Here is a 22,758-nt window from a genome sequence, read left to right on the forward strand (position 1 = left end):
ACGCGCTTCGTCCGGGTTGCCCGGTCGCCCGCACCCGTTTCCCCCGTACGCCGCCTGCGTTCTGCCTGCTCAGAGCGGGCCGGAGCTGACGCGTACGCGACCCGTCGGCCGACCGGTTTCCCGGGTCGCCGCGGACCTGTGGCTATCCTGCCTAGTTGTTGTGCGGACCGGAAGGACGCCCGAAGGGGGGCGGGCCGCCCGGTTCGACTAGAGCGAGGAGGCGTCCGGGCGATGGAGACGACAAGTCGGGTAGGCGCGCAGGCGCCGGCTGCGGAGGGCGGACAACAGGTCCCCTCCGCCCGGCGCACGGTCGACGGCTACCTGCTGGCGCCCTTCCCGTGGTACGGCCTCGACGAGGCCTTCACGGGACCGCGCTGGCTGATGCAGGTCGGTGCTTCGGCCGACGGAGCCATCGAGCACGGCTCGATCGGGCACGGCGACGAGCCCTCGGTACGTGGCGAGACGACGGAGGACAAGGAGCGGTTCGCGGTCGTGGTGACCGTGGCGGCCAGCCCGGTGCGGCGCAGTGCCGACGGCACGGGGCTGTTGGAGGCCACCTCGGTGTCCTCCGCGGCCTGGCTCGCGGGGGTGGGGCTGCTGTCCTTCACCTGGCCCGGGCAGATGGACCACACGCTGCGGGACGACTGGCTGGACCAGCAGACCGAGACGGCGTGGGTCCTGGCCGACGATCTGGACGGCACCGACTGGACCACGCTCTCGCTTCCCGTGGACGGCGTTCCGACGCCGTTCCACTACCGGGAGTCCGAGTTCGGCTGGGTCCTTGCGGGGTCCACGCAGGAGGGGGTCCACCTGGGGGCGTACGGGCGGGGGATGAGCGCGTACGGTCTGGGCTTCGCCGTGATCAAGGACATCGCCACGTACGCCTAGCGGCGGGCTGAGCGGGGAGGGCACCGTCTGTTGGCGGTGCCCTCCCCGGTGTCGTTCGTCGGCTGCGGGTCCGTCGGGGCTGCGTGCGCGGTTCCCCGCGCCCCTGAAGGGGGTTGCTGAGACCGGTGGATACAAGCGCGGGTGAGTCGTGGCCGAGTGCGCGGTTCCCCGCGCCCCTAAAAGGAGACGGGCCCGTTTTTAGGGGCGCGGGGGAACCGCGTGACCAGCCCCGACGGACCCGCAGCCGCCCTACAAGAAGCAGCCGCGGTGCCGAACGTGACGTCCTAGAACTTGTTCCGCGGGGTGATTCCCAGGGACATGCCCGACAGTCCCCGCTGGCGGCCGCCCAGCTTGCCCGCGATGGCTCGCAGGGCCGAGCCGGCGGGGGAGTCGGGGTCGGTGAGGACGATCGGCTTGCCCTCGTCGCCGCCTTCGCGCAGGCGGACGTCGATGGGGATGGAGCCGAGGACCGGGACGGTGGCGCCGGTGGTGCGGGTCAGGCCGTCGGCGACCGACTGGCCGCCGCCCGTGCCGAAGATGTCGACCATCTCGTCGCAGTGCGGGCACGGCATGCCCGACATGTTCTCGACGACGCCGACGATCTTCTGGTGGGTCTGGACGGCGATCGAGCCGGCCCGCTCGGCGACCTCGGCGGCGGCCTGCTGGGGAGTCGTCACGACCAGGATCTCCGCGTTCGGGACGAGCTGCGCGACCGAGATCGCGATGTCGCCCGTACCCGGCGGGAGGTCCATGAGCAGCACGTCCAGGTCGCCCCAGTAGACGTCCGCGAGGAACTGCTGGAGGGCGCGGTGGAGCATCGGGCCGCGCCACACGACAGGTGTGTTGCCGGGGGTGAACATGCCGATCGAGATGACCTTCACGCCGTTCGCCGACGGCGGCATGATCATGTTCTCGACCTGGGTCGGGAGGCCGTCGGCGCCGAGCATACGGGGCACGGAGTGGCCGTAGATGTCGGCGTCCACGACACCGACCTTGAGGCCGTCGGCGGCCATCGCCGCCGCGAGGTTGACCGTCACGGACGACTTGCCGACGCCGCCCTTGCCGGACGCGACCGCGTACACACGCGTCAGCGAACCAGGCTTGGCGAACGGGACCTCCCGCTCGCCCTGGCCGCCGCGCAGCGCGGCCGCCAGCTCCTTGCGCTGTTCGTCGCCCATCACGTCCAGCGTCACGTCGACCCGGGTGACGCCCTCGACCGCCGCGACGGCGTCCGTGACGTTCTTCGTGATGGTCTCGCGCATCGGGCAGCCGGAGACAGTGAGGTAGACGGTGACCGCGACAGCACCGTCCGCACCGATCTCCACCGACTTGACCATTCCGAGCTCGGTGATCGGGCGATGGATCTCGGGGTCGTTCACTGTCGCCAGTGCTTCACGCACCGCGTCTTCCGTAGCCATGGGTCGATGGTACGGCGCTTCCCACCGGCCCCGGAAAGCCTGTCACCGGTCGTCTACGTCACGTCCCCGAGGGTGTTCCGCCGGGAATACGACCCGAGAGTCGCCGCGCGCCCCGGGACGCCGCTCGTCCAGCTCCCTGACCAGGTCCTCCAGCTCCGAGCGGATCCAGTCACGGGTGGCGACCTCGCCGAGGCCCACGCGCAGCGCGGCGATCTCCCGCGTCAGGTACTCGGTGTCCGCGATGGACCGCTCGTTCTGTTTGCGGTCCTGTTCGAGGTTGACCTTGTCGCGGTCGTCCTGCCGGTTCTGCGCGAGGAGGATCAGCGGGGCGGCGTACGAGGCCTGGAGCGAGAGCATCAGCGTCAGGAAGATGAACGGGTAGTTGTCGAAGCGCAGGTCACGCGGCGCGGACACGTTCCACACCACCCACAGGATGATGACGACCGTCATCCAGACGATGAACCGCCCGGTGCCGAGGAAACGGGCGATCCGCTCGGACAGCCGGCCGAAGGCCTCCGGGTCGTACTCGGGCAGGAACCGGCGCCGCGGCGGCTGCGGCTGGTCGAGCCGGGTGCGCGGCCGGGGGGCGGCGGTCGCCCCGGTGGCGGCCCGTTCGCGGGCGGCCTCGCGCTCAGGAGCCATCAGAAGCCCCCTCACCGGCCGTCTCCGCCGGTGTCTCCCCGTCCAGGTGGAACTCCGTCTCGCGCCAGTCCTCGGGCAGCATGTGGTCGAGTACGTCGTCCACGGTGACCGCGCCCAGCAGCGAGCCGCTCTCGTCGACGACGGGCGCCGCGACCATGTCGTACGCCGCGAAGAAGCCCGCCACGACGGGCAGTACGGCCTCCGGGTCCAGCGGCTGCAGATCGTCGTCGATCATCGAGCCGACGAGCGTGTACGGCGGATCGCGCAGCAGCCGCTGGAAGTGGACCGTGCCCAGGTACTTGCCGGTCGGTGTCTCGTCCGGCGGGCGGCACACGTACACCTGGGCGGCCAGCGCGGGGGAGAGGTCCGGGTTGCGCACTCGCGCGAGCGCGTCCGCGACGGTCGCGTCCGGACGCAGCACGATCGGCTCGGTCGTCATCAGACCGCCCGCCGTGCGCTCCTCGTACGCCATCAGCCGCCGTACGTCCGCCGCGTCGTCCGGGCGCATCAGCGCGAGCAGACGCTCCTTGTCCTCCTCCGGCAGCTCGCCGAGCAGGTCGGCCGCGTCGTCGGGGTCCATCGCCTCCAGGACGTCGGCGGCGCGCTCCTCCTTGAGCTTGCCGAGGATCTCGATCTGGTCGTCCTCGGGGAGCTCCTCCAGGACGTCCGCGAGCCGGTCGTCGTCCAGGGCGGCCGCGACCTCCGCGCGCCGCTTGGGGGACAGATGGTGCAGCACGTTCGCGAGGTCGGCGGGCCGCAACTGCTCGAAGGTGGCGAGCAGGCTCTCGGCGCCCTGCCCGTCCTCCTCCAGCGAGAACCCGGTGACGGACGACCACTCGACGGTCAGCGTCTCGCCCCTGGCCCGCCGGAACGTGCTGCCGGCCCGGCCCTTCCGTACGAAGACCCGGTCGATCTCCCAGTCGCGGCGGGCGGGCAGCTGCTGGATGGAGATGTCGAGGACGGTGACCTCCTCGTCCGTCTCGACGAGCGTGACCCGCCGGTCGAGCAGTTCGCCGATGACCAGCCGCTCGGTGGGCCGCTGCTCGAAGCGGCGGACGTTGAGGACACCGGTCGTGATGACCTGACCGGACTCGATGCCGGTCACGCGGGTCATGGGCAGGAAGATGCGGCGGCGGGTGGACAGTTCGACGACGAGGCCGAGCAGCCGAGGGGGCTTGCGCCCGACGCGCAGCATGGCGACCAGGTCGCGCACCCGGCCCACCTGGTCGCCGTTCGGGTCGAAGACGGCGATGCCGGAGAGGTGTGAGACGTAGATCCTGGGGGCGCCTGCCGCCATGCCCGCGCCTCCTTCTTCGTACGGGCTCCACTACGGGTTGTTTTGATGTGTCATGTCCGCTCGGGTGGGCTTCAGGCTAGCCCGTCCCGGTCGGATACGCCCTGGTGAGCGGTGCGGACGGACTGACTCCGAGTGGCGTGGGCGGCCCCGGTACGCTGCGGTACGCCGTTGAGGTCACCCGCATGAGAGGCAGCGCCACCTGTGACTGCGATTCCCCAGGGACGTACCCGTAGGGCCGCGTTGGCGAGCGCCGTGTGTGCGCTGGTCGTGACGGGGACAGGGGTGACGGGGTGTGGCGGGGACGACCCGGACGCGGGTACGAACGGGGTCGGGAAACTGCCCCCGGCCAAGATCCAGAGCAGAACGCAGTCGGCCGCCCAGGCCGCGGACACGGTACGGCTGTCCGGTGCCGTGATCAGCGGCGAGCGCACCTACAAGCTGGACATGCAGCTGAAGGGTGACGGCGGCACCGGCTCGGTCACTTCGAAGGGAGTGACGTTCCAGCTGCTGCGGGTCGACGAGCACCTCTTCATCAAGGCCGACGCGGACTTCTGGGACCACCAGGACGGCAAGGGCGACGACGGTACGTCCGACGCGACGGCCGCGGGCAAGCTCGACGGCAAGTACGTGAAGGTCCCCAAGGGCGATCCCGCCTACAAGCAGCTCAGCGTCTTCACCGACAAGGACGTGCTCCTCGACGGCCTCCTCACCCTCCACGGCGAGCTCGCCACCGACGGCCACCACGAGCAGCGCGGGCTCCGCACGATCCGCATCACCGGTGACAAGGGCTCCGGCGGCGAGCTGGACGTCTCCCTTGAGGGCAAGCCGTACCCTCTCCTCCTCGTCCGCGCAGGCGGCGCGGGGACGCTCCGCCTGACGGACTGGGGCAAGGGGTTTGCCCTGGAGGCCCCGGACAAGGACGCCACGGTGGACTACGGGCAGCAACTGCCTTCGTCCTGAGGGGGTTACGGGGTCGTGTGTCGGCTTGCGGGTGCGCGGGGGCTTGTCGGCGCAGTTCCCCGCGCCCCTAAAAGCCCGGCCCCGCTTTTCAGGGGCGCGGGGAACCGCGCACCCCCGCTCCGACTCACCCGCACCCGAAAAGCGACCTGCCGTACCCCGCCCCCGCGGGGCGCTCAGCCGCGCTTGCGCCTCTTGAAAAGCAGCCGAGGCAACCCCGCAGGAATCGGCAGCCGCGTAGTCGCAGACGTAGGCAACGGCGGTGCGGCCAACGACCCGTCCGGCAGCGACGCGGTCGCCCCCGTCGGTGCGAGCCGAACCACCCGGCACTCCCGGGCCCACCGCCCGGTCATGGCCTCCCCGTCCGGCGCGTTCAGCCGCTTGCCCTTCAGCTCGCCGACGGCCGCGTCCCACTCCTCGGACCCGGGAGCGAGCTCCACCACCTTCGCGGACCAGGAGACAAGGCGACCGCCCTTGTCCTTGCTGCGTACGGTGACGACCGCCTCGCCCCCGTCCACGAGCCCGGGCAACGGCTGCTCACCGGGCCCGTCGCCGACCAGGCACATCGCCCCGTTGTGCCACACGTGCCACAGGGCCTGGGAGAACGCCCCGTCCCCCCGGAGGGGACCCTGCACGGGACCTTGGACGGGAAGCCCCCGCACCCAGACGAGCCCGGACTTCTTGGTGGCCTCCTCGACGAGGGCCTGGTCGAGCAGCTGATCCGTCATGAGGGTCAGCCTAGTTGCCGGGCTCCCGCCAGGTACCGGGCCCTCAGAGCCAGCCGTTGCGCTTCAGGGTCCGGTGGATGCCCAGGCAGAGCACCACGGTGACACCCATGATCACCGGGTAGCCGTACCGCCAGTGCAGCTCAGGCATGTGGTCGAAGTTCATGCCGTACACCCCGCACACCATCGTCGGCACGGCGATGATCGCCGCCCAGGACGTGATCTTGCGCATGTCCTCGTTCTGCGCGACGGAGGCCTGCGCGAGGTTGGCCTGGAGGATCGAGTTGAGCAGCTCGTCGAAGCCCACGACCTGCTCCTGGACCCGCGCGAGGTGGTCGGCGACATCGCGGAAGTACTTCTGGATGTCGGGGTCGACCAGCCGCATCGGCCGCTCGCTCAGCAGTTGCATGGGCCGCATCAGCGGCGACACCGCGCGCTTGAACTCCAGCACCTCACGCTTGAGCTGGTAGATCCGCGCCGAGTCCACGCCGCGCGACACCCCACCGCGGGGCCCGGGCGAGAACACCTCGGTCTCGACCTCGTCGACGTCGTCCTGGAGGGCGTCCGCGACCGCCACGTACCCGTCGACGACGTGGTCGGCGATGGCGTGCAGCACGGCCGAGGGGCCTTTGGTGAGCAGCTCGGGGTCGTCCTGCAGCCGGTGCCGCAGCGCCCGCAGCGAGCCCTGGCCGCCGTGCCGCACGGTGATGAAGAAGTCCCGTCCGGTGAAGCACATCACCTCGCCGGTCTCGACGACCTCGCTGGTGGCGGTGAGCTCGTCGTGCTCGACGTAGTGGATGGTCTTGAAGACGGCGAACAGCGTGTCGTCGTACCGCTCCAGCTTGGGCCGCTGGTGGGCGTGGACGGCGTCCTCGACGGCCAGCGGGTGCAGCCCGAACTCGGCGGCCACACCGGCGAATTCGGCCTCCGTCGGCTCGTGCAGGCCGATCCAGGCGAACCCGCCGTCCCGCCGCGCCTGACGGATCGCCGCACGCGGCGTGAGGCCGTCGTCGGACGGGAGGCGGACGCCGTCGCGGTAGACCGCGCAGTCCACGACGGCCGAACTGTCCCCGGCCGCGCGGGTGGTGTCGTACGCGCCGCCGTCCTTGCGCAGCGAGGGACGGACCGCGGCACGCAGGTTGTGGATCATCGACATGGGTGGCTCCTTCGCGAACGAAGGCCGCCGACGACGGTTGGAACTGCCCGGAATGGGGACGTCCTGACTGCGGATGTTTGGCACGTCCACAAAGCGGGGAGCACCGCACCGTCACGGTGGCGGCTTCGCTACTGATACAGATCAGAAAAATTCAGACAGATCAGGGAAAACGAAGTGCTCTTCCGTTGTGTACCGGACCGGCCATGACGCGAGTGCGAGAGGTGGCAGCCAGTAGAGCGTGAGCTCGGGAAGCCGAGACGAGCTCAGCAGCCGGAAGAGCGGGTGGTACTACCTGGTCGACTTCGATCCATGGAGCCCCACCTCCTCCGGCCGGTCCCCCGTAGGGGAGGTCCATCCCCCGTAGGGGAGTCTCATGCGTCGAGACTGTCGAGACTTGGGCCGGGACTCGAGAGCGACGCTTCTGCGTGCTGCCCCGGCCAGCGGCCAAGACTATCAGCCGACTGAAGTGTCAAGCCGTCGCTTTGCCCGTCACTGACGAGTTCTATGCTCGGCGCATGGCTGATGTTCTTCCTCTGGTCGAGGCCCGGTTGCGTACCGCGCTGGGCGAACCGGACGCGCGTGCCGCGGTGACGTTCCTCGGCACGGACCGCATCGAGGTGCTCCGCTTCAGCGACGCGGAGGCCGGCCGGGGAATCGTCCGCTACGCGACGCTCGGCATGTCCGCCCAGCCGATGGCCGACCCCACGGCGGTCGTCGCCGACCCGGTCGCGGGCCCGCGCGCGGAGCTGGTCCTCTCGGTACGGGCCGGCGCCGTCGACACGGACAAGGTGCTCCGCCCGCTCGCCGTACTGGCCGCGTCCCCGCAGGTCGAGGGCCTGGTCGTGGCCCCGGGCGCCTCGCTCGACGTGGGCGAGCCCCTGTGGCCGGGCGCCCCCTTCACCTCCGTACTGGTCGCCGAGGCGGGCGGCCTGATCGAGGACCTGGAGCTCGACGCGCCCCTCGATCCCGTACGTTTCCTGCCGCTGCTCCCCATGACGCCGAACGAGGCCGCGTGGAAGCGGGTGCACGGCGCGGGGGCCCTCCAGGAGCGCTGGCTCACGAGCGGAACGGACCTGCGCGATCCCTCACGCAAGTCCGTACCGCTGGACTGATCCGGGCGGCCCGGGGGTGAGTAACGTCACCAACCCGTGGCCGGAATCCGTCAGTTGGCGAACACGGCGACACTGTCCTCGCTCGCGTGCCGCGTCTCCAGTTCCTCGGCGTCGTGGGTGAGGGACTTCCGGCGTACGAGGACGACGAGCGCGCCCAGTACCGCGGTGACCGCCGCGACCACGAAGGGGATGTGGATGTCGGTCCACCCCTCGATCCTCGGCGCGAAGAAGGGGGCGGCGGCGGCCGCGAACCAGCGGACGAAGTTGTAGCCGGCGCTCGCCACCGGGCGCGGGGCGTCCGAGACACCGAGGGCCAGCTCCGTGTAGACGGTGTTGTTCACGCCGATGAACGCGCCGGACAGGATCGTGCAGACGACGGCCGTGGTGTGGCTGCCGTAGCCGAGGACGAGCACGTCGGCCGCGAGCAGCACCAGCGAACCGCCGAGCACCTTCAGCGACCCGAACCGCGCTTGCAGGCGCGGTGCCACGAGCACCGAGAACACCGCGAGCAGCAGCCCCCAGGCGAAGAAGACCGCACCCGATTTGTACGGGCTCATGTCCAGCACGAACGGCGTGAAGGCCAGCACGGTGAAGAACGTGTAGTTGTAGAAGAACGCGGAGGCCGCCGCCGAGGCGAGCCCGCCGTGGCCGAGCGCCTTGATCGGGTCGAGCAGGCCCGTCTTGCGCGCGGGCTTCGGCTGCTCCTTCAGGAACGCCGTGATGCACAGGAACCCGATCGCCATCAGGACCGCGGTGCCGAAGAACGGATAGCGCCAGCTGGCGTCCCCGAGCAGCGCGCCCAGCAGGGGCCCGCAGGCCATGCCGAGGCCCAGGGCGGACTCGTACAGCAGGATCGCTGCGGCGCTGCCGCCGGCCGCCGCGCCGACGATGACGGCGAGGGCCGTCGAGACGAACAGCGCGTTGCCGAGCCCCCAGCCCGCCCGGAATCCGACGAGTTCGCCGACCGAACCGGACGTGCCGGACAGGCCCGCGAAGACGACGACCAGGGCGAGGCCGAGGAGCAGGGTCCTGCGGCCGCCGATACGGCTGGAGACGAAGCCCGTGACCAGCATCGCGACGGCCGTGATCAGGAAGTACGAGGTGAAGAGCAGCGAGACCTGACCGGCGGTGGCGTCCAGCCCCTTGGCGATGGAGGGCAGGATCGGGTCGACGAGGCCGATGCCCATGAAGGCGACGACGGATGCCCCGGCGGTCGCCCACACCGCCTTCGGCTGACGCAGGAGGCCGCCGGCACCCGCGTCGAACGTGTCCCCTTCGGTGGGACCTCCTGTGTGCTCTGCCGTACCGCTGTTCATGCCGGCTCCCTCACTCCTCGCGTCGAGATCGTTGGCGTATGCACATAATAAGTTAGCTCGACTAATAAATGCAAGCTACATCTAATTTTCGGAGGTGATCCGAGGTGAGGGGAAGGTGACAGGCACACGCCGGACGGGTGATCGTCCTTGACGCGACGAAATACGGGGAGGACCGTTGGGCCCTATGAGGGGCGAACCCAGTTGCCCGAAGTGTGGTGGCCGGGTCAGGGCTCCCGGCCTCTTTGCCGACTCCTGGCAGTGCGATGTGCACGGCATCGTGCATCCGCTGCAGCCCGTGATCCCGCCCAGCGTCGAAGCCCTCGGCGTGGTCGTGCACCGTGCGCGCGTACCGGTGTGGATGCCGTGGCCGCTGCCCGTCGGCTGGCTCTTCACGGGCGCCGCGTTCGCCGGGGACGACCGCAGTGGCGGTCGCGCCACGGCGGTGGCCTGCTCCGGGCCGGGGCCGCTCGGTGGCATAGGGGAGCTGGTGCTCATCGCAGAGGAACTCGGCGTCGGGCTCGGCGCGCGGTACGCGGGGATCGACGGGCCCGATCCGGGGCCCTACATGAGCGTCGAGAAACCCGCCCAGGCGAAGCTGCTCGCCGCCGGGCGGCCCACGCCGTTGTGGCACGTCGCCGGGACGCCCGACGACCGGGCCGTCTTCGCCGGGGAGGCGCGGGGGTTGTGGCTGTGGGCCGTCGTGTGGCCCGAGCAGTCGGGGCTGCTGATGTACGACGAGCTGGTGCTCACGGATCTGCGGGACGCGGGGGCGGAAGTGGACCTGTTGCCTTGCGGGGCGCTGTCTCCGCGGATTCTGGAACCGTAGCGCTCCGCTGATGGGGCGGGCGGCCATGGGAGTGGGGTGTCTGTAGGGGGTGACCCCCTACTGCGGGTGTGACAGAGGGGGTTCCCGCTCCCGTTATCCTTGAGCGGTCCCTCTCGTTCCGTCCCTGTCTGGAGTTCGTGTCGTGCGCATCGATCTGCACTGCCACTCCACGGCGTCCGACGGTACGGACACCCCCGCCGAGCTGGTGCGCAACGCCGGCGCCGCCGGACTCGACGTCGTCGCGCTGACCGATCACGACACCACCCGCGGGTACGCGGAGGCCCTCGCGGCCCTGCCCGCCGGGCTGACGCTGGTGACGGGAGCCGAGCTCTCCTGCCGTCTCGACGGAGTGGGGCTGCACATGCTGGCGTACCTCTTCGATCCCGAGGAGCCCGAGCTGCTGCGCGAGCGCGAGCTCGTACGCGACGACCGGGTGCCGCGGGCCCGGGCGATGGTCGGCAACCTCCAGGAACTGGGCGTGCCGGTGACCTGGGAGCAGGTGGAGCGGATCGCGGCCGGCGGTTCCGTGGGGCGGCCGCACATCGCCACCGCGCTGGTCGAGCTGGGCCTCGTGCGCAGCGTCTCCGACGCGTTCACCACCGAGTGGCTCGCCGACGGCGGGCGTGCCTACGTCGAGAAGCACGAGTCGGACCCCTTCGAGATGATCCGGCTCGTCAAGGCCGCGGGCGGGGTGACCGTCTTCGCGCATCCCGCCGCCTCCAAGCGCGGGCGGACCGTGCCGGAGTCCGCGATCGCGGAGCTCGCGGCGGCCGGGCTCGACGGGATCGAGGTCGACCACATGGACCACGAACCGGCCACCCGGGCCCGACTGCGGGGCCTCGCGGGCGAGTTGGGGCTGCTGCCGACCGGCTCCAGCGACTATCACGGCAGCCGGAAGACGTGTGTGCTCGGGGAGTTCACGACGGATCCCGAGATCTACGGGGAGATCACCCGGCGGGCCACCGGCGCGTTTCCCGTGCCGGGGGCCGGCGGAGGCGCCGAGCGGTAGGCAGTAGGCAGTAGGTGGCGAGCGGTCGTGAGTGGCCCCGCCCGGTTTCCGCTCGGGTCGCTTTGAATGCGCCTGCTCCGGGCTGTGCCGAACGCTTCCGGACACTTCCGGGCCGCGCCAACACCTTCCACTACGCTGCGGCCACCCCACCCGGGCTGTGTAACGCCTGCCCGGTAACGCCTGCCCAGAGCGACGCACGGTAGGCCGTACGGCCCGTCCCCGTTGTTCCACTCCCTCGTCGCGTCCCTCTTCTCGCAAGGCTCACCATGTTCGACCTCGCCGTCTTCGGCTCTCTCTTCCTCACCCTCTTCGTCATCATGGATCCCCCCGGGATCACCCCGATCTTCCTCGCGCTGACGGCCGGACGGCCTGCCAAGGTGCAGAAGCGGATGGCGTTCCAGGCCGTCTGCGTGGCCGGCGGAGTCATCACCGTCTTCGGGCTGCTCGGGCACCAGATCCTGAACTACCTGCACGTGTCCGTCCCCGCGCTGATGATCGCGGGCGGGCTGCTGCTCCTGCTCATCGCGCTCGACCTGCTCACGGGCAAGACGGACGAGCCCAAGCAGACGAAGGACGTCAACGTCGCCCTCGTACCGCTGGGCATGCCGTTGCTCGCCGGGCCGGGCGCGATCGTCTCCGTCATCCTGGCCGTGCAGAAGGCCGACGGGGTGGCGTCGCAGGTGTCCGTGTGGGCCGCGATCGTCGCCATCCATGTCGTGCTGTGGGTGGTGATGCGGTACTCGCTGCTGATCATCCGGGTCATCAAGGACGGCGGTGTCGTACTGGTGACGCGGCTCGCGGGCATGATGCTCTCCGCGATCGCCGTGCAGCAGATCATCAACGGCGTCACTCAGGTCGTCCAGAGCAGCTGAAGGCCCTCGTACCCGCGCTCTCCGCGGCGTTGTCGTACGCGTCGTACAGCGCAGAACCCCCGTACGGCGTCGTGCCGTACGGGGGTTCTGAAGTCTGTCGGTCAGCCGGTCGGTGCCGGTCTGCCGAGCGTTTCGGTGTTATGAAGCCGAGGTGTCGGCCGGGCGGATCCAGAGGCGCTGCCCGATGGCTGCGGCCTGCTGAACGATCCGGTTGACGGAGGCGGCGTCCACGACGGTGCTGTCCACGGGGGTTCCGTCGACGTCGTCAAGGCGCATGATTTCGAAGCGCACAGGCTTCTCCCTTCGTCTGGTCATCCTCCTGAGGAGAACTACTTGGTTACATAGGGATCCAACGGCATGCGTGTTACAAACATTCCCTACGCTAAGGAAATTTTTCGAACGGCTAACTACTGACTGGTATCCGACCGGTAACCAGACCAGTCTTCAGATCGATTTCCGGACCGGTTGTGTTCGTCCCGTGACCGCCTGCGACAATGAGGCGTATATGAATGACGACCTCGATCCAGCGGTGCTCGGTGCGCGTATGGACCGCACGAACGAGCTGCTCCAGCGCATGCTCGCCGAGGTGGCGAAGACACCGTCGACCCACGCGATCTTCGTCGACGCGGGGTATCTCTACGCGGCCGCGGGCCGGCTCGCCGCCGGGACGGAGGACCGCCGGGCCTTCGATCTGGACGCCGAGGGACTCATCGAGGCGCTCATCGACCGGGCCCGCACGATTTTCGCGGACAGCAGGCTGCTGCGCGTCTACTGGTACGACGGGGCGCGGCGCCGCATCCACACCGCGGAGCAGCAGTCCATCGCCGAGCTGCCCGACGTGAAGGTCCGCCTCGGCAACCTCAACGCCAACAACCAGCAGAAGGGCGTCGACTCCCTGATCCGTACCGATCTGGAGTCACTGGCCCGGCACCGCGCCATCAGCGACGCGGCGCTCATCGGCGGCGACGAGGACCTGGTCTCGGCGGTCGAGGCGGCGCAGGGGTACGGGGCCCGCGTGCACCTGTGGGGCATCGAGGCGCCGGAGGGGCGCAACCAGGCGGAGCCGCTGCTCTGGGAGGTCGACAGCCAGCGCACCTTCGACCTGGAGTTCTTCAAGCCGTACGTCGCCCGGCGCACCGCCGCCTCGTACGACACCTCGGCGGCGGGCCGGCCCACGCGCGAGGACGTGCGGTTCGTGGGCGCGCAGATCGCCGCGAAGTGGCTGGCCTCGCGGGGGCGTGAGGCGCTGGCGGAGCTGCTGCCCGGGCATCCCTACCTGCCGGGTCCCGTCGACCAGGACCTGCTCGTGGAGGCCGAGGGGCTGTTGCAGTACTCGCTGCGGGGGCAGGCGGACCTGCGACGGTCACTGCGGGACGGCTTCTGGGAGCACTTGCAGGGGCAGTACTAGAGCCGCGGCCGGGCAGTACTGGAGCTCTGCGGCCGGCTGCGGCTGGTCGTGCCCGGGCGCGGAGGCGGATACCGACACAGCCCCGCGCCGCTTGTGGGGCGTCAGCTCAGCCTGTCCCAGAACGCCGCGAGCGCCTCCGCCGTTTCCCGCGGACGGTCCGAGTTCGGTGAGTGCTCGGCCCCGCCGACGATCGAGCGGTGCGCGTCGAGGCGTACGGCCATGTCGTCGAGGAGCGGCACCGGCCAGGTGTCGTCGCTCTCGCCCGACAGGACGTGCACGGGCAGCCGGACGGCGGCCAGCTCGGCCACGCGGTCGGGTTCCTCGCACAACTGGCGCCCCGCGGCGATGAGTTGGGCCGGGCTGTTGCCGAGCCAGCGGTGCTTCAGGTCGTCCTGGGCGTCCAGGCCGGCGTCCAGGCCGCCCTCGGCGTCCTCCGGGGGTTCAAGTGCCTGGATCGCCTCCCACACCTGGCCCATGTCCATCACCGCGAGCGCGTCCCGCAGGAGCTTCACACGCTGCTGCTGGGAGGGTGAGATCTCGGCGGGCCCCGACGACATCAGGGTGAGCGACCGGAAACGGGGCGGATCCAGCAGCACGGCCGCCCGGGCGACCTGCCCGCCGAAGGAGTGGCCCACGAGGTGGACGCGCTCCTGCGGGCCGCCGGTCGGGGTGCCGGTCAGCGCGTCGATCTGTGCGAGGACGTCCTGCGCCAACTCGGCCTGCGCGTAAGGCGTTTCGTCGTCCGTCGGGCCCGGCGTCTCGTACTGGCCCCGCCCGTCCACGGCGACGGTCCGGTACCCGGCCGCGGCCAGCGGTTCGTGCAGCGAGATGAAGTCCTCCTTGCTGCCGGTGAACCCCGGCAGCAGGAGCGCGGTGCCCTTCTCGGGGCTGCCCGCCTCGATCACGGCGAACTCCCCGCGCGCGGTGCCGAGCCGATACGCGCGGGTTCCGGGGGGCGGGACGAAGGTGGCGGGCCTGCTCATGAGGAGGAGGCTATCCGGGGAACCTTTCGGGCGGCATGCCGGGCGGCGGCCGGATGACGACGGACCGGGGACACGGGCCCGCGACCTGCACGGGAAGGCCGACGACGGGCGCGGGTCGTGTACGGGAACGTCGATGACGGGCGCGCGGTCGTGTGCGGGAGCGCCGACGAGGGCCCCGCAACCGTGCACCGGAGCATCGACGACAGGCCCGCGACCGCGACCCCGCCCGGGAACCCCGACGCCGGGTCCGCGACCGCGCACGGGAACGCCGACGGCCCGGCCCCACCGAAGGGGGACCGGGCCGTCAGGTGTGAGCTGAGCGTCAGCTCTCCGTCGTCTCGGCGGCCGCTGCCGTCTTGCGTGCACGGCGGCGGGGCTTGGCCTCGGGGGAGGCCTCGGCTGTGGCAGCGTCCGCGACGGTGGCCGTGGCCGCCGTCTTGCGGGTGCGGCGCGGCTTGACCGGGGCCTCGGCCGGGGCGGCCTCGGTGGCCTGGGCCGGGATGTCGGCCTCGGCGACGGCGACCTTGCGGGCGCGGCGGCGGGGCTTCGTCTCGGCTGCCTCCGCGGTGTCCACGGCGGCCTCCGCGGCTGCCGCGGTCTTGCGGGTGCGGCGCGGCTTCGTCGCCGTCGGCGCCTCGACCGTCGTGCCCTCGGCGGTGTCCACCGCGACCTCGGCCGCCTTGCGCGTACGCCGACGCGGCTTGGCCTCCGCGGCGGGCGCCTCGTCCGCCGGAGCGGCCACAGCGGCCTCCGCGACCGTGGTGGCCTTGCGGGTGCGGCGCGGCTTGACGGGGGCCTCCTCGGCCACCTGGGCCGGGATGGCGGCTTCGACGGCCTCGACGGCTGCGGCGACCTCGACGGACGCGGCGGCCTTACGAGTACGGCGGCGCGGCTTGGCCTCCGCGGCCTCGGCGGTGTCCAGGGCGGCCTCCGCGGCGGCCGTGGTCGTCGCCTTGCGGGTGCGGCGCGGCTTGGCCTCGACGGCCTCCACCGGCTCGACAGTGGCTTCCACCACGGCCTCGGGAGCCTGCGCGGCCTTCCGCGTACGGCGGCGCGGCTTCGTCTCGACGGCCTCCGCCGGCTCGACGACCGTGCTCTCGGCGGTGTCCACCGCGGTCTCGGCAGCCGTGGCGGCCGTCGCGGACTTGCGGGTCCGGCGGCGCGGCCTGGTCTCGGACGCCGGCTCGGACACCTCGACCGCCTCGGCGACGGGGGCCGCGGGAGCCGTGGGGGCCTCCTCGACGACGGCGACCTCGGGCTGCGCGGCTTCCGCGGTCCGGCGCGAACGGCGGCGACGCGACCTGGGCTCCGCGGCGACCGGCTCGGCCGACGCGATCGGCTCCGCGGCGTCCGCCACCGTGCCCTCGGCCGTGGCGACGGCCGTCTCGGCCGCCTCCGACCCGCCACCGGCACGCGTACGACGACGGCGACGCGGCGTGCGCGGCTCCGTTGCTGCGGCGGCCGGTGCCGACTCGGTGGTCTCAGGTGTGATCTGCTGCGTGGTCTGCTGCTCCGTGGCGTCGAGCGGCGTGCCGTTACGGGTACGGCGACGGCGACGCGGCGTACGAGCCGGGCGCTCGCGGTCGCGCTCGGCGACCGGGGCGGAAGCTGCGGCCGGGGCGCCGGAACGGCCACCGCGGCCGCGCGGGCCACCACGCCCGCCGGTCTCGCCGAGGTCCTCGACCACCTCGGCGGAGAGACCGGCGCGGGTGCGCTCGGCACGCGGCAGGACGCCCTTGGTGCCCGCCGGGATGCTCAGCTCCTCGTAGAGGCGCGGGGACGTGGAGTACGTCTCCGGCGGGTCGCTCAGACCGAGGTCCAGCGCCTTGTTGATGAGCTGCCAGCGCGGGATGTCGTCCCAGTCGACGAGGGTGATCGCGATGCCCTTGGCACCCGCGCGGCCCGTACGGCCGATGCGGTGCAGGTACGTCTTCTCGTCCTCGGGGGACTGGTAGTTGATGACGTGCGTGACGCCCTCGACGTCGATGCCGCGCGCGGCCACGTCAGTGCAGACGAGCACATCCACCTTGCCGTTGCGGAAGGCGCGCAGCGCCTGCTCGCGGGCGCCCTGGCCGAGGTCGCCGTGGACCGCGCCGGAGGCGAAACCGCGCTGCTGCAGCTGGTCGGCGAGGTCCGCCGCCGTCCGCTTGGTGCGGCAGAAGACCATCACGAGACCGCGGCCGTCGGCCTGCAGTATCCGCGAGACCATCTCCGGCTTGTCCATGTTGTGCGCGCGGTAGACGAACTGCTTGGTGTTGCGGACCGTCTGGCCCTCGTCGTCCGGCGCCGTGGCGCGGATGTGCGTGGGCTGCGACATGTAGCGGCGCGCGAGGCCGATGACCGCGCCCGGCATGGTCGCCGAGAACAGCATCGTCTGACGGCGGGCCGGCAGCATGTTGATGATCTTCTCGACGTCGGGCAGGAAGCCCAGGTCGAGCATCTCGTCGGCCTCGTCGAGGACGAGGGACTTGATGTGCTTGAGGTCGAGCTTCCGCTGGCCCGCGAGGTCCAGCAGCCGGCCCGGGGTGCCGACGATCACGTCGACGCCCTTCTTGAGGGCCTCGACCTGAGGCTCGTACGCCCGGCCGCCGTAGATGGCCAGAACGCGTACGTTACGGACCTTGCCGGCGGTCAGCAGGTCGTTCGTGACCTGTGTGCACAGCTCGCGCGTCGGGACGACGACGAGGGCCTGCGGGGCGTCGGTGAGCTGCTCGGGCTTGGCCCGGCCCGCCTCGACGTCCGCGGGAACGGTCACGCGCTCAAGGAGCGGGAGGCCGAAGCCCAGCGTCTTGCCGGTGCCGGTCTTGGCCTGGCCGATGACGTCGGTGCCGGTCAGGGCAACGGGGAGCGTCATCTCCTGGATGGGGAAGGGACTCGTGATGCCGACCGCCTCAAGGGCCTCGGCGGTCTCGGGAAGAATCCCGAGGTCTCGGAAAGTAGTCAGGGTGCTGCCTCTTCTGTGTACGCGGTGCGAGGCGAGCGCGGGGGTCGTGTCGGGACCGTGCCGGGGACGTCGGCCGCTCTTGACCAGCGGGCCGGGTGGCATGGGACCACTGCCGACGCTCGAGCTCTCGTACCGCTGAGGGTTCCCTCCGGGTGTCGTACGCAATGTGCCGTACCCACGTGGAGGGCTGTCTGGTCGGAGCCGATCGGGCCACCGACCGGGCATCCTCATTCGTGCGGCCCGTCGAGTTACGTAGATCAACTCAGCGAGCGCATTACCACCATACCCCGGAATCGCGCATATGCGATGGCCGATTTGGTCACGTAGTCGTCGTCACACTGATTGACCAGGGCCTTCCGTCGTACGGTGGGCGGGCTATTGTGCGCTTCATGACGACGCCTGACAACGCTTCCGACGCATCAGCCGCTCACACCGGAGTCGCCGCCCAGGACTGGGCCAAGGCCTCCGTCGACCCCCAGTACCGCGCCGCGGTCGTGGACCTGATCGGAGCGCTGGCGTACGGGGAGCTGGCGGCGTTCGAGCGCCTCGCGGAGGACGCGAAGCTGGCACCGACGCTCGCGGACAAGGCGGAGCTCGCGAAGATGGCGTCGGCGGAGTTCCACCACTTCGAGCAGCTGCGGGACCGGCTCACGGAGATCGGGGCGGAGCCGACGCAGGCGATGGAGCCGTTCGTCGCCGCGCTCGACGGTTTCCACAAGCAGACGGCCCCCTCGGACTGGTTGGAGGGACTCGTCAAGGCGTACGTCGGCGACTCGATCGCCAGTGACTTCTACCGGGAGGTCGCGGCCCGGCTCGACGCCGATACACGGGGACTCGTACTGGCCGTGCTCGACGACACCGGGCACGCGTCGTTCGCCGTCGAGAAGGTGCGGGCCGCCATCGACGCGGATCCGCGCGTGGGCGGGCGACTCGCCCTCTGGGCGCGGCGGTTGATGGGTGAGGCGCTGTCGCAGTCCCAGCGGGTGGTCGCCGACCGGGACGCCTTGTCGACGATGCTCGTCGGCGGGGTGGCCGACGGGTTCGACCTCGCCGAGGTGGGGCGGATGTTCTCGCGGATCACCGAGGCGCACACCAAGCGGATGGCTGCGCTGGGGCTGGCCGCCTAGCCTTTTTGGCGCCGGCTCGTTTTGTGGGGCGTTTGTTTCTGCGGGTGCGGGTGCGCGGCGGAGCCGCATATGACGCAGCCCCGCGCCCCTAAAAGCCAATCGGAACCGTCGGACTCGTCGCTCACACCGTCGCCGAGTGGCGGCCGAGTCTTCCCGCGGGGCGCAGGAGCAGGGAGACGGACGCCGCCGAGACCGCCACAGCGCCGAGCATCACGGGCAGGAAGCCGACGGAGCCCAGGGCGGTGTGGGTGAGGAAAGCGCCGAACAGGCCTCCCGCGACGCCTGTCCCGAGGACGAGGCGGCCAGCGGGCAGGCGGTGCGGCAGGCGATACGCGGCGGCCCAGGCCAGTGCCAGACCGAGGATCGCGGAGCCGAGCGCTTCCAAGAACATCAGGGGGTCCCTCCCGCACGGCCGTGTGCACTTCGGTCGTAGCCCGTCATACCCGTGACCTGCGGAATGCAATCCTCCTCTGTGAGCGAGTTGTGCTCCATCCGTGAAGCACGGACACCTGGGGCGAGAGCATGGAAAAGGGGCTCGACGGCAACTGCCGCCGAGCCCCTTCCCGTTGCCTTACAGCGCGCTGAAGCCCACCTTGCGCGTCGTCGGCTCGCCGAGCTCCACGTAGGCGAGGCGGTCCGCCGGGACCAGGACCTTGCGGCCGTGGTCGTCCACGAGGCTGAGCAGCTGCGACTTGCCTGCCAGCGCCTCGGACACCGCGCGCTCGACCTCTTCCGGGGTCTGACCGCTCTCCAGAACGATCTCGCGAGGCGCGTGCTGCACGCCGATCTTGACCTCCACGGCTATGTCCCTCCGACGGTCACTGATGTGCGCGTTCGTCCGCGCCGTACGCAGCACACATTAGCCCGGTGAGGGGACGCACATGCTCCGCCCGAGAACGCCAGGAGCGAACATCAGGCGGGAACAAAGCAGCGGTCGGTGGTGATCCCCCGTGGTGATCCCCGTGATCCCCGTGATCAGTGGGACTCGCTGCCGTGCAGCGGGAAACCGGCGATGCCCCGCCAGGCCAGCGAGGTCAGCAGCTGTACCGCCTGGTCGCGCGGCACGCTGCGGTCGCTGTGCAGCCAGGAGCGGGCCACCACCTGGGCGAGTCCGCCGAGACCGGAGGCCAGCAGCATCGACTCGGCCTCGGACAGGCCGGTGTCCTCCGCGATGACCTCGCAGATCGCCTCCGCGCACTCGAACGTGACCTTGTCGACCCGCTCGCGCACCGCGGGTTCGTTCGTCAGGTCAGACTCGAAGACCAGGCGGAACGCGCCGCCGTCGTCCTCCACGTACGCGAAGTACGCGTCCATGGTCGCCCGCACCCGCAGCTTGTTGTCCGTGGTGGACGCCAGGGCGGCCTGTACGGCCTGCAGCAGTGACTCGCAGTGCTGGTCAAGCAGTGCGAGGTAGAGGTCGAGTTTGCCGGGGAAGTGCTGGTAGAGCACCGGCTTGCTGACGCCCGCGCGTTCGGCGATGTCGTCCATCGCGGCCGCGTGATATCCCTGTGCGACAAACACTTCCTGGGCAGCGCCGAGGAGCTGGTTGCGTCGGGCACGGCGCGGCAGGCGTGTGCCCCGCGGGCGTGCCGCCTCTGTCTGCTCGATGGCTGTCACGCCGCCTCCCAAAATCGTCCACATTGCGGTGAGCGCCGCGCGGCCATCGTACTTTTCGGTAACCGTGGTGTGCGCGGTGCGAGCGCAGAATTTCACGGACCGGACGCCGGTGAAAACCCTGCATAACCCTGCATGGAGGGGCATACCGGGCGGTCGGGTCTTCTCCGACCCTGTCCCGGTTCGCCTCGCCTCGGCTCAGCGGTAGTCGTCCTCGTCGAGTTCGACGACTCTCGCCTGTTCCGCGAGGTCGGCCTCGTTGGCGCTGTCCGTGTCCGCGTCGGTCAGTGATTCGTCGCGGTGGGGTGCCAGGTCCGCGTGCTGTTCGGCCGCGTCGGCTTCGGGGGCCTCGACACCGATCTCGGTGTCGTCGGATTCCTCGATGGTCTCGGGGTCGGTGGGGTCGACGGTCATGTGTCCTCTTCCCGAGTGGGTGCGAGTGCGCTCTTGTGCGAGTAACGAGTGCCCTCGTCTATGAAGCGTATGAGAGTCGAGATCGGGACGCTATGCGATCGGGCCGTCGTCCGACTGTTCCCCGGCCGCCGCGCGGGGGTGTCGACCGGCCCGTCGCGCGACACCGGACCCTGTGACTGCGAACACACGATCCAGCGCGTGATCGTCTCGTAACATTGCCGCATGTCTTCGACCGAACTGCCGTCCGTACTGGCCACTTCCGTCGCTCCGAAGGTCGGGACCGTCAGGGTGGCCGCGGGGGAGCGGCTGCGCACGGTCGGGCTCCCCGGGATCACGCTGACGGTCCGGTCGAGACCGCCGGTGCGGGAGGGACTGCCGCCGGCGCTGTACGTGCACGGGCTGGGCGGTTCCTCGCAGAACTGGTCGGCGCTGATGCCCCTCATGGACGGCCTCGTGGACAGCGAGGCCGTCGATCTGCCGGGCTTCGGCGACTCGCCGCCGCCGGACGACGGCGACTACTCGGTGACCGGGCACGCGCGCGCGGTCATCCGCTTTCTCGACGCGGCCGAGCGCGGCCCCGTGCACCTCTTCGGGAACTCGCTGGGCGGCGCCGTCACCACGCGCGTCGCGGCCGTACGGCCCGATCTCGTCCGGACGCTCACCCTCGTCTCGCCGGCACTTCCGGAGATCCGGGTGCAGCGCTCGGCCGTGCCGACGGCGCTGCTCGCCCTGCCCGGCGTGGCGGGCCTGTTCACCAGGTTCACCAAGGACTGGTCGGCCGAACAGCGCGTACGGGGTGTCACGGCGCTCTGTTACGGCGACCCCGGCATGGTCACGCCCGAGGGATTTCGCAACGCGGTCGAGGAGATGGAGCGGCGGCTCGCCCTCCCCTACTTCTGGGACGCCATGGCACGCTCGGCACGTGGCATCGTGAACGCGTACACACTGGGTGGCCAGCACGGACTGTGGCGCCAGGCCGAGCGGGTGCTCGCGCCGACGCTCCTCGTCTACGGGGGGCGCGACCAGCTCGTCTCGTACCGTATGGCCCAGCGCGCGGCATGCGCCTTTCGCGACTCGCGGTTGCTGACGTTGCCTGACGCGGGACATGTGGCGATGATGGAGTACCCGGAGACCGTGGCCACGGCCTTCCGCGAACTCCTCGCGGACACCGGCGAGTTGGCCGACACCGGCCCTACCAGCGCGAGGAGCTGAGGCGGGACGTGGGACGTCACAGCCGCCGCGGGCCGGCCCCCAAGGGCGACACCGCCGACATACACGCGGTTCCCGCCGCCCGGCCGGAACCGGAGCCGGAGAAGAGGAAACGGACCGGGCGCCGACGTGGGTCCGCCGAGCGGCAGGCTCCTCAGCCGCCGACGGGCGGGACACCGGCCCAGGACGTGCCCCGGCTGCCCGACGGCTGGGCACCCCGAGGGCCAGAGGGCGTGCCGGGACAGGGAGTTTCGCGGTCGGGGGGCGGGATGCCTCCGGGCGGAGCCCCCGGCAGGACCTCGGGCGGGGCCCCGGGATTCGCGGGTGGCGCGCAGACCGGGGGGCCTTCGCGGTTCTCCGGCGGCCCGCAGGCGGGAGGTACGCCCGGTGGGGGAGCGCCCGCGGGGCGGCTTCCCGACGGCACGCCCGCGTACGGGTTTCCGCGCCTCCCCGACGGGACTCCGGCGTACGGATTTCCGCGGATGCATGACGGTCGGACGCAGGACGGGCGCTTGCAGGACGGCACTCCCGCCCACGGCTTTCCGCGGCCGCAGGGCGGCACCCCGGCCCATGGCTTTCCGCGGTTGCCCGACGGGACTCCGGCGCACGGGTTTCCCCGGCTGCCCGACGGGACTCCGGTCCGTGGCATGCCGCGTCACCCCGAGAGCACTCCCGCTCACGGCGTGCCCCGGGTCCGTGGCGGGCATCCCGAGCAGCGCGAAACCGGCGGTGCCTGGGGCGAGATGAGCGGTGGGCCGCGGGCGGGCGTCGGGTACGGAGCGCCCCAGGCGTCCCCGCAAGGGCCTCCCGGGGCAGGGCGGCCCGGGCCAGGGCAGGGTCA

The 22,758-nt window shown here is 71.1% G+C and carries 22 protein-coding genes; 9 read left to right on the forward strand and 13 right to left on the reverse strand.

From position 1 onward, the window contains the following. Positions 1–231 precede the first annotated feature (231 nt). A complete protein-coding gene (locus tag ACH4YP_RS07530; RefSeq protein ID WP_055610562.1) occupies positions 232–888 on the forward strand; it encodes a hypothetical protein in 657 nt (218 codons plus the stop codon). A 284-nt stretch (positions 889–1,172) separates the two neighbouring features. Here ACH4YP_RS07530 and ACH4YP_RS07535 read toward each other — a convergent pair whose 3' ends face one another. Genes ACH4YP_RS07535 through ACH4YP_RS07545 form a run of 3 tightly spaced genes read right to left on the reverse strand, consistent with a single transcriptional unit; the run spans position 1,173 to position 4,245 of the window. Then, positions 1,173–2,306 (reverse strand): Mrp/NBP35 family ATP-binding protein, encoded by a 1,134-nt coding sequence (locus tag ACH4YP_RS07535; protein ID WP_361057344.1) that lies wholly within the window; start codon positions 2,304–2,306, stop codon positions 1,173–1,175. A 42-nt stretch (positions 2,307–2,348) separates the two neighbouring features. After that, entirely contained in the window at positions 2,349–2,948 is a 600-nt protein-coding gene (locus tag ACH4YP_RS07540) for a DUF1003 domain-containing protein (protein ID WP_361057347.1), read from the reverse strand. Continuing rightward, entirely contained in the window at positions 2,938–4,245 is a 1,308-nt protein-coding gene (locus ACH4YP_RS07545; RefSeq protein ID WP_361057350.1) for a magnesium transporter MgtE N-terminal domain-containing protein, read from the reverse strand. The genes ACH4YP_RS07540 and ACH4YP_RS07545 overlap by 11 nt, the downstream gene beginning before the upstream one ends. A gap of 201 nt (positions 4,246–4,446) precedes the next feature. On the opposite strand from ACH4YP_RS07545, the gene ACH4YP_RS07550 reads away from it, so the two are divergent. Further along, complete coding sequence (locus ACH4YP_RS07550) at positions 4,447–5,205, forward strand: hypothetical protein (RefSeq protein WP_398489800.1); 759 nt, start codon at positions 4,447–4,449, stop codon at positions 5,203–5,205. Between the two features lie 173 nt (positions 5,206–5,378). Here the strand turns inward: ACH4YP_RS07550 and ACH4YP_RS07555 are convergent, their stop codons facing one another. Both ACH4YP_RS07555 and ACH4YP_RS07560 read right to left on the reverse strand, forming a co-directional pair. Then, complete coding sequence (locus ACH4YP_RS07555) at positions 5,379–5,930, reverse strand: hypothetical protein (protein ID WP_398489801.1); 552 nt, start codon at positions 5,928–5,930, stop codon at positions 5,379–5,381. 43 nt (positions 5,931–5,973) lie between these two features. Continuing rightward, on the reverse strand, positions 5,974–7,083 hold the full coding sequence (locus ACH4YP_RS07560) for a magnesium and cobalt transport protein CorA (protein ID WP_361057359.1): 1,110 nt from the start codon (positions 7,081–7,083) through the stop codon (positions 5,974–5,976). Between the two features lie 515 nt (positions 7,084–7,598). Here ACH4YP_RS07560 and ACH4YP_RS07565 point away from each other — a divergent pair. After that, positions 7,599–8,195: a suppressor of fused domain protein gene (locus ACH4YP_RS07565; protein WP_361057362.1), complete on the forward strand. Its 597-nt coding sequence runs from the start codon at positions 7,599–7,601 to the stop codon at positions 8,193–8,195. A 50-nt stretch (positions 8,196–8,245) separates the two neighbouring features. Here the strand turns inward: ACH4YP_RS07565 and ACH4YP_RS07570 are convergent, their stop codons facing one another. Then, positions 8,246–9,511, reverse strand: a complete 1,266-nt coding sequence (locus tag ACH4YP_RS07570; protein WP_361057365.1) for an MFS transporter — start codon at positions 9,509–9,511, stop codon at positions 8,246–8,248. A 184-nt stretch (positions 9,512–9,695) separates the two neighbouring features. Between ACH4YP_RS07570 and ACH4YP_RS07575 the strand changes: the two genes are divergently transcribed. The 3 genes from ACH4YP_RS07575 to ACH4YP_RS07585 all read left to right on the forward strand — a co-directional run bounded on the left by ACH4YP_RS07575 (position 9,696) and on the right by ACH4YP_RS07585 (position 12,218). After that, positions 9,696–10,337, forward strand: coding sequence for a DUF6758 family protein (locus tag ACH4YP_RS07575; protein ID WP_055610553.1), 642 nt, complete (start codon positions 9,696–9,698; stop codon positions 10,335–10,337). A gap of 142 nt (positions 10,338–10,479) precedes the next feature. Beyond that, positions 10,480–11,346 carry a PHP domain-containing protein gene (locus ACH4YP_RS07580; RefSeq protein ID WP_398489803.1) on the forward strand — a complete coding sequence of 289 codons (867 nt, stop codon included), beginning with the start codon at positions 10,480–10,482 and terminating at the stop codon, positions 11,344–11,346. A 266-nt stretch (positions 11,347–11,612) separates the two neighbouring features. Then, a complete protein-coding gene (locus ACH4YP_RS07585; protein WP_361057372.1) occupies positions 11,613–12,218 on the forward strand; it encodes a MarC family protein in 606 nt (201 codons plus the stop codon). A 138-nt stretch (positions 12,219–12,356) separates the two neighbouring features. Here ACH4YP_RS07585 and ACH4YP_RS07590 read toward each other — a convergent pair whose 3' ends face one another. Next, positions 12,357–12,509: a hypothetical protein gene (locus tag ACH4YP_RS07590; protein WP_007384531.1), complete on the reverse strand. Its 153-nt coding sequence runs from the start codon at positions 12,507–12,509 to the stop codon at positions 12,357–12,359. 214 nt (positions 12,510–12,723) lie between these two features. Between ACH4YP_RS07590 and ACH4YP_RS07595 the strand changes: the two genes are divergently transcribed. Next, positions 12,724–13,626 carry an NYN domain-containing protein gene (locus ACH4YP_RS07595; protein ID WP_361057375.1) on the forward strand — a complete coding sequence of 301 codons (903 nt, stop codon included), beginning with the start codon at positions 12,724–12,726 and terminating at the stop codon, positions 13,624–13,626. A 101-nt stretch (positions 13,627–13,727) separates the two neighbouring features. On the opposite strand, the gene ACH4YP_RS07600 is transcribed toward ACH4YP_RS07595, so the two are convergent. Next, positions 13,728–14,609: an alpha/beta fold hydrolase gene (locus ACH4YP_RS07600; protein ID WP_398489804.1), complete on the reverse strand. Its 882-nt coding sequence runs from the start codon at positions 14,607–14,609 to the stop codon at positions 13,728–13,730. A 322-nt stretch (positions 14,610–14,931) separates the two neighbouring features. After that, entirely contained in the window at positions 14,932–17,463 is a 2,532-nt protein-coding gene (locus ACH4YP_RS07605; RefSeq protein ID WP_398489805.1) for a DEAD/DEAH box helicase, read from the reverse strand. 479 nt (positions 17,464–17,942) lie between these two features. Between ACH4YP_RS07605 and ACH4YP_RS07610 the strand changes: the two genes are divergently transcribed. After that, positions 17,943–18,680 (forward strand): ferritin-like fold-containing protein, encoded by a 738-nt coding sequence (locus ACH4YP_RS07610; protein WP_361057384.1) that lies wholly within the window; start codon positions 17,943–17,945, stop codon positions 18,678–18,680. Between the two features lie 121 nt (positions 18,681–18,801). Here the strand turns inward: ACH4YP_RS07610 and ACH4YP_RS07615 are convergent, their stop codons facing one another. From ACH4YP_RS07615 to ACH4YP_RS07630, 4 genes are all read right to left on the reverse strand, one after another. Further along, positions 18,802–19,071, reverse strand: a complete 270-nt coding sequence (locus ACH4YP_RS07615; protein WP_361057387.1) for a hypothetical protein — start codon at positions 19,069–19,071, stop codon at positions 18,802–18,804. 180 nt (positions 19,072–19,251) lie between these two features. Beyond that, entirely contained in the window at positions 19,252–19,479 is a 228-nt protein-coding gene (locus ACH4YP_RS07620; RefSeq protein ID WP_055610545.1) for a DUF3107 domain-containing protein, read from the reverse strand. 176 nt (positions 19,480–19,655) lie between these two features. Next, on the reverse strand, positions 19,656–20,297 hold the full coding sequence (locus ACH4YP_RS07625; RefSeq protein WP_361057390.1) for a TetR/AcrR family transcriptional regulator: 642 nt from the start codon (positions 20,295–20,297) through the stop codon (positions 19,656–19,658). Positions 20,298–20,492: 195 nt separating this feature from the next. After that, complete coding sequence (locus ACH4YP_RS07630) at positions 20,493–20,708, reverse strand: hypothetical protein (protein ID WP_361057393.1); 216 nt, start codon at positions 20,706–20,708, stop codon at positions 20,493–20,495. A 222-nt stretch (positions 20,709–20,930) separates the two neighbouring features. Here ACH4YP_RS07630 and ACH4YP_RS07635 point away from each other — a divergent pair, with 222 nt between their 5' ends. Beyond that, positions 20,931–21,920 (forward strand): alpha/beta hydrolase, encoded by a 990-nt coding sequence (locus tag ACH4YP_RS07635; RefSeq protein ID WP_361057396.1) that lies wholly within the window; start codon positions 20,931–20,933, stop codon positions 21,918–21,920. Positions 21,921–22,758 lie beyond the last annotated feature (838 nt).

Origin of the sequence: Streptomyces sp. NPDC020747 (assembly GCF_044334695.1) — a bacterium.
GTDB lineage: Bacteria > Actinomycetota > Actinomycetes > Streptomycetales > Streptomycetaceae > Streptomyces.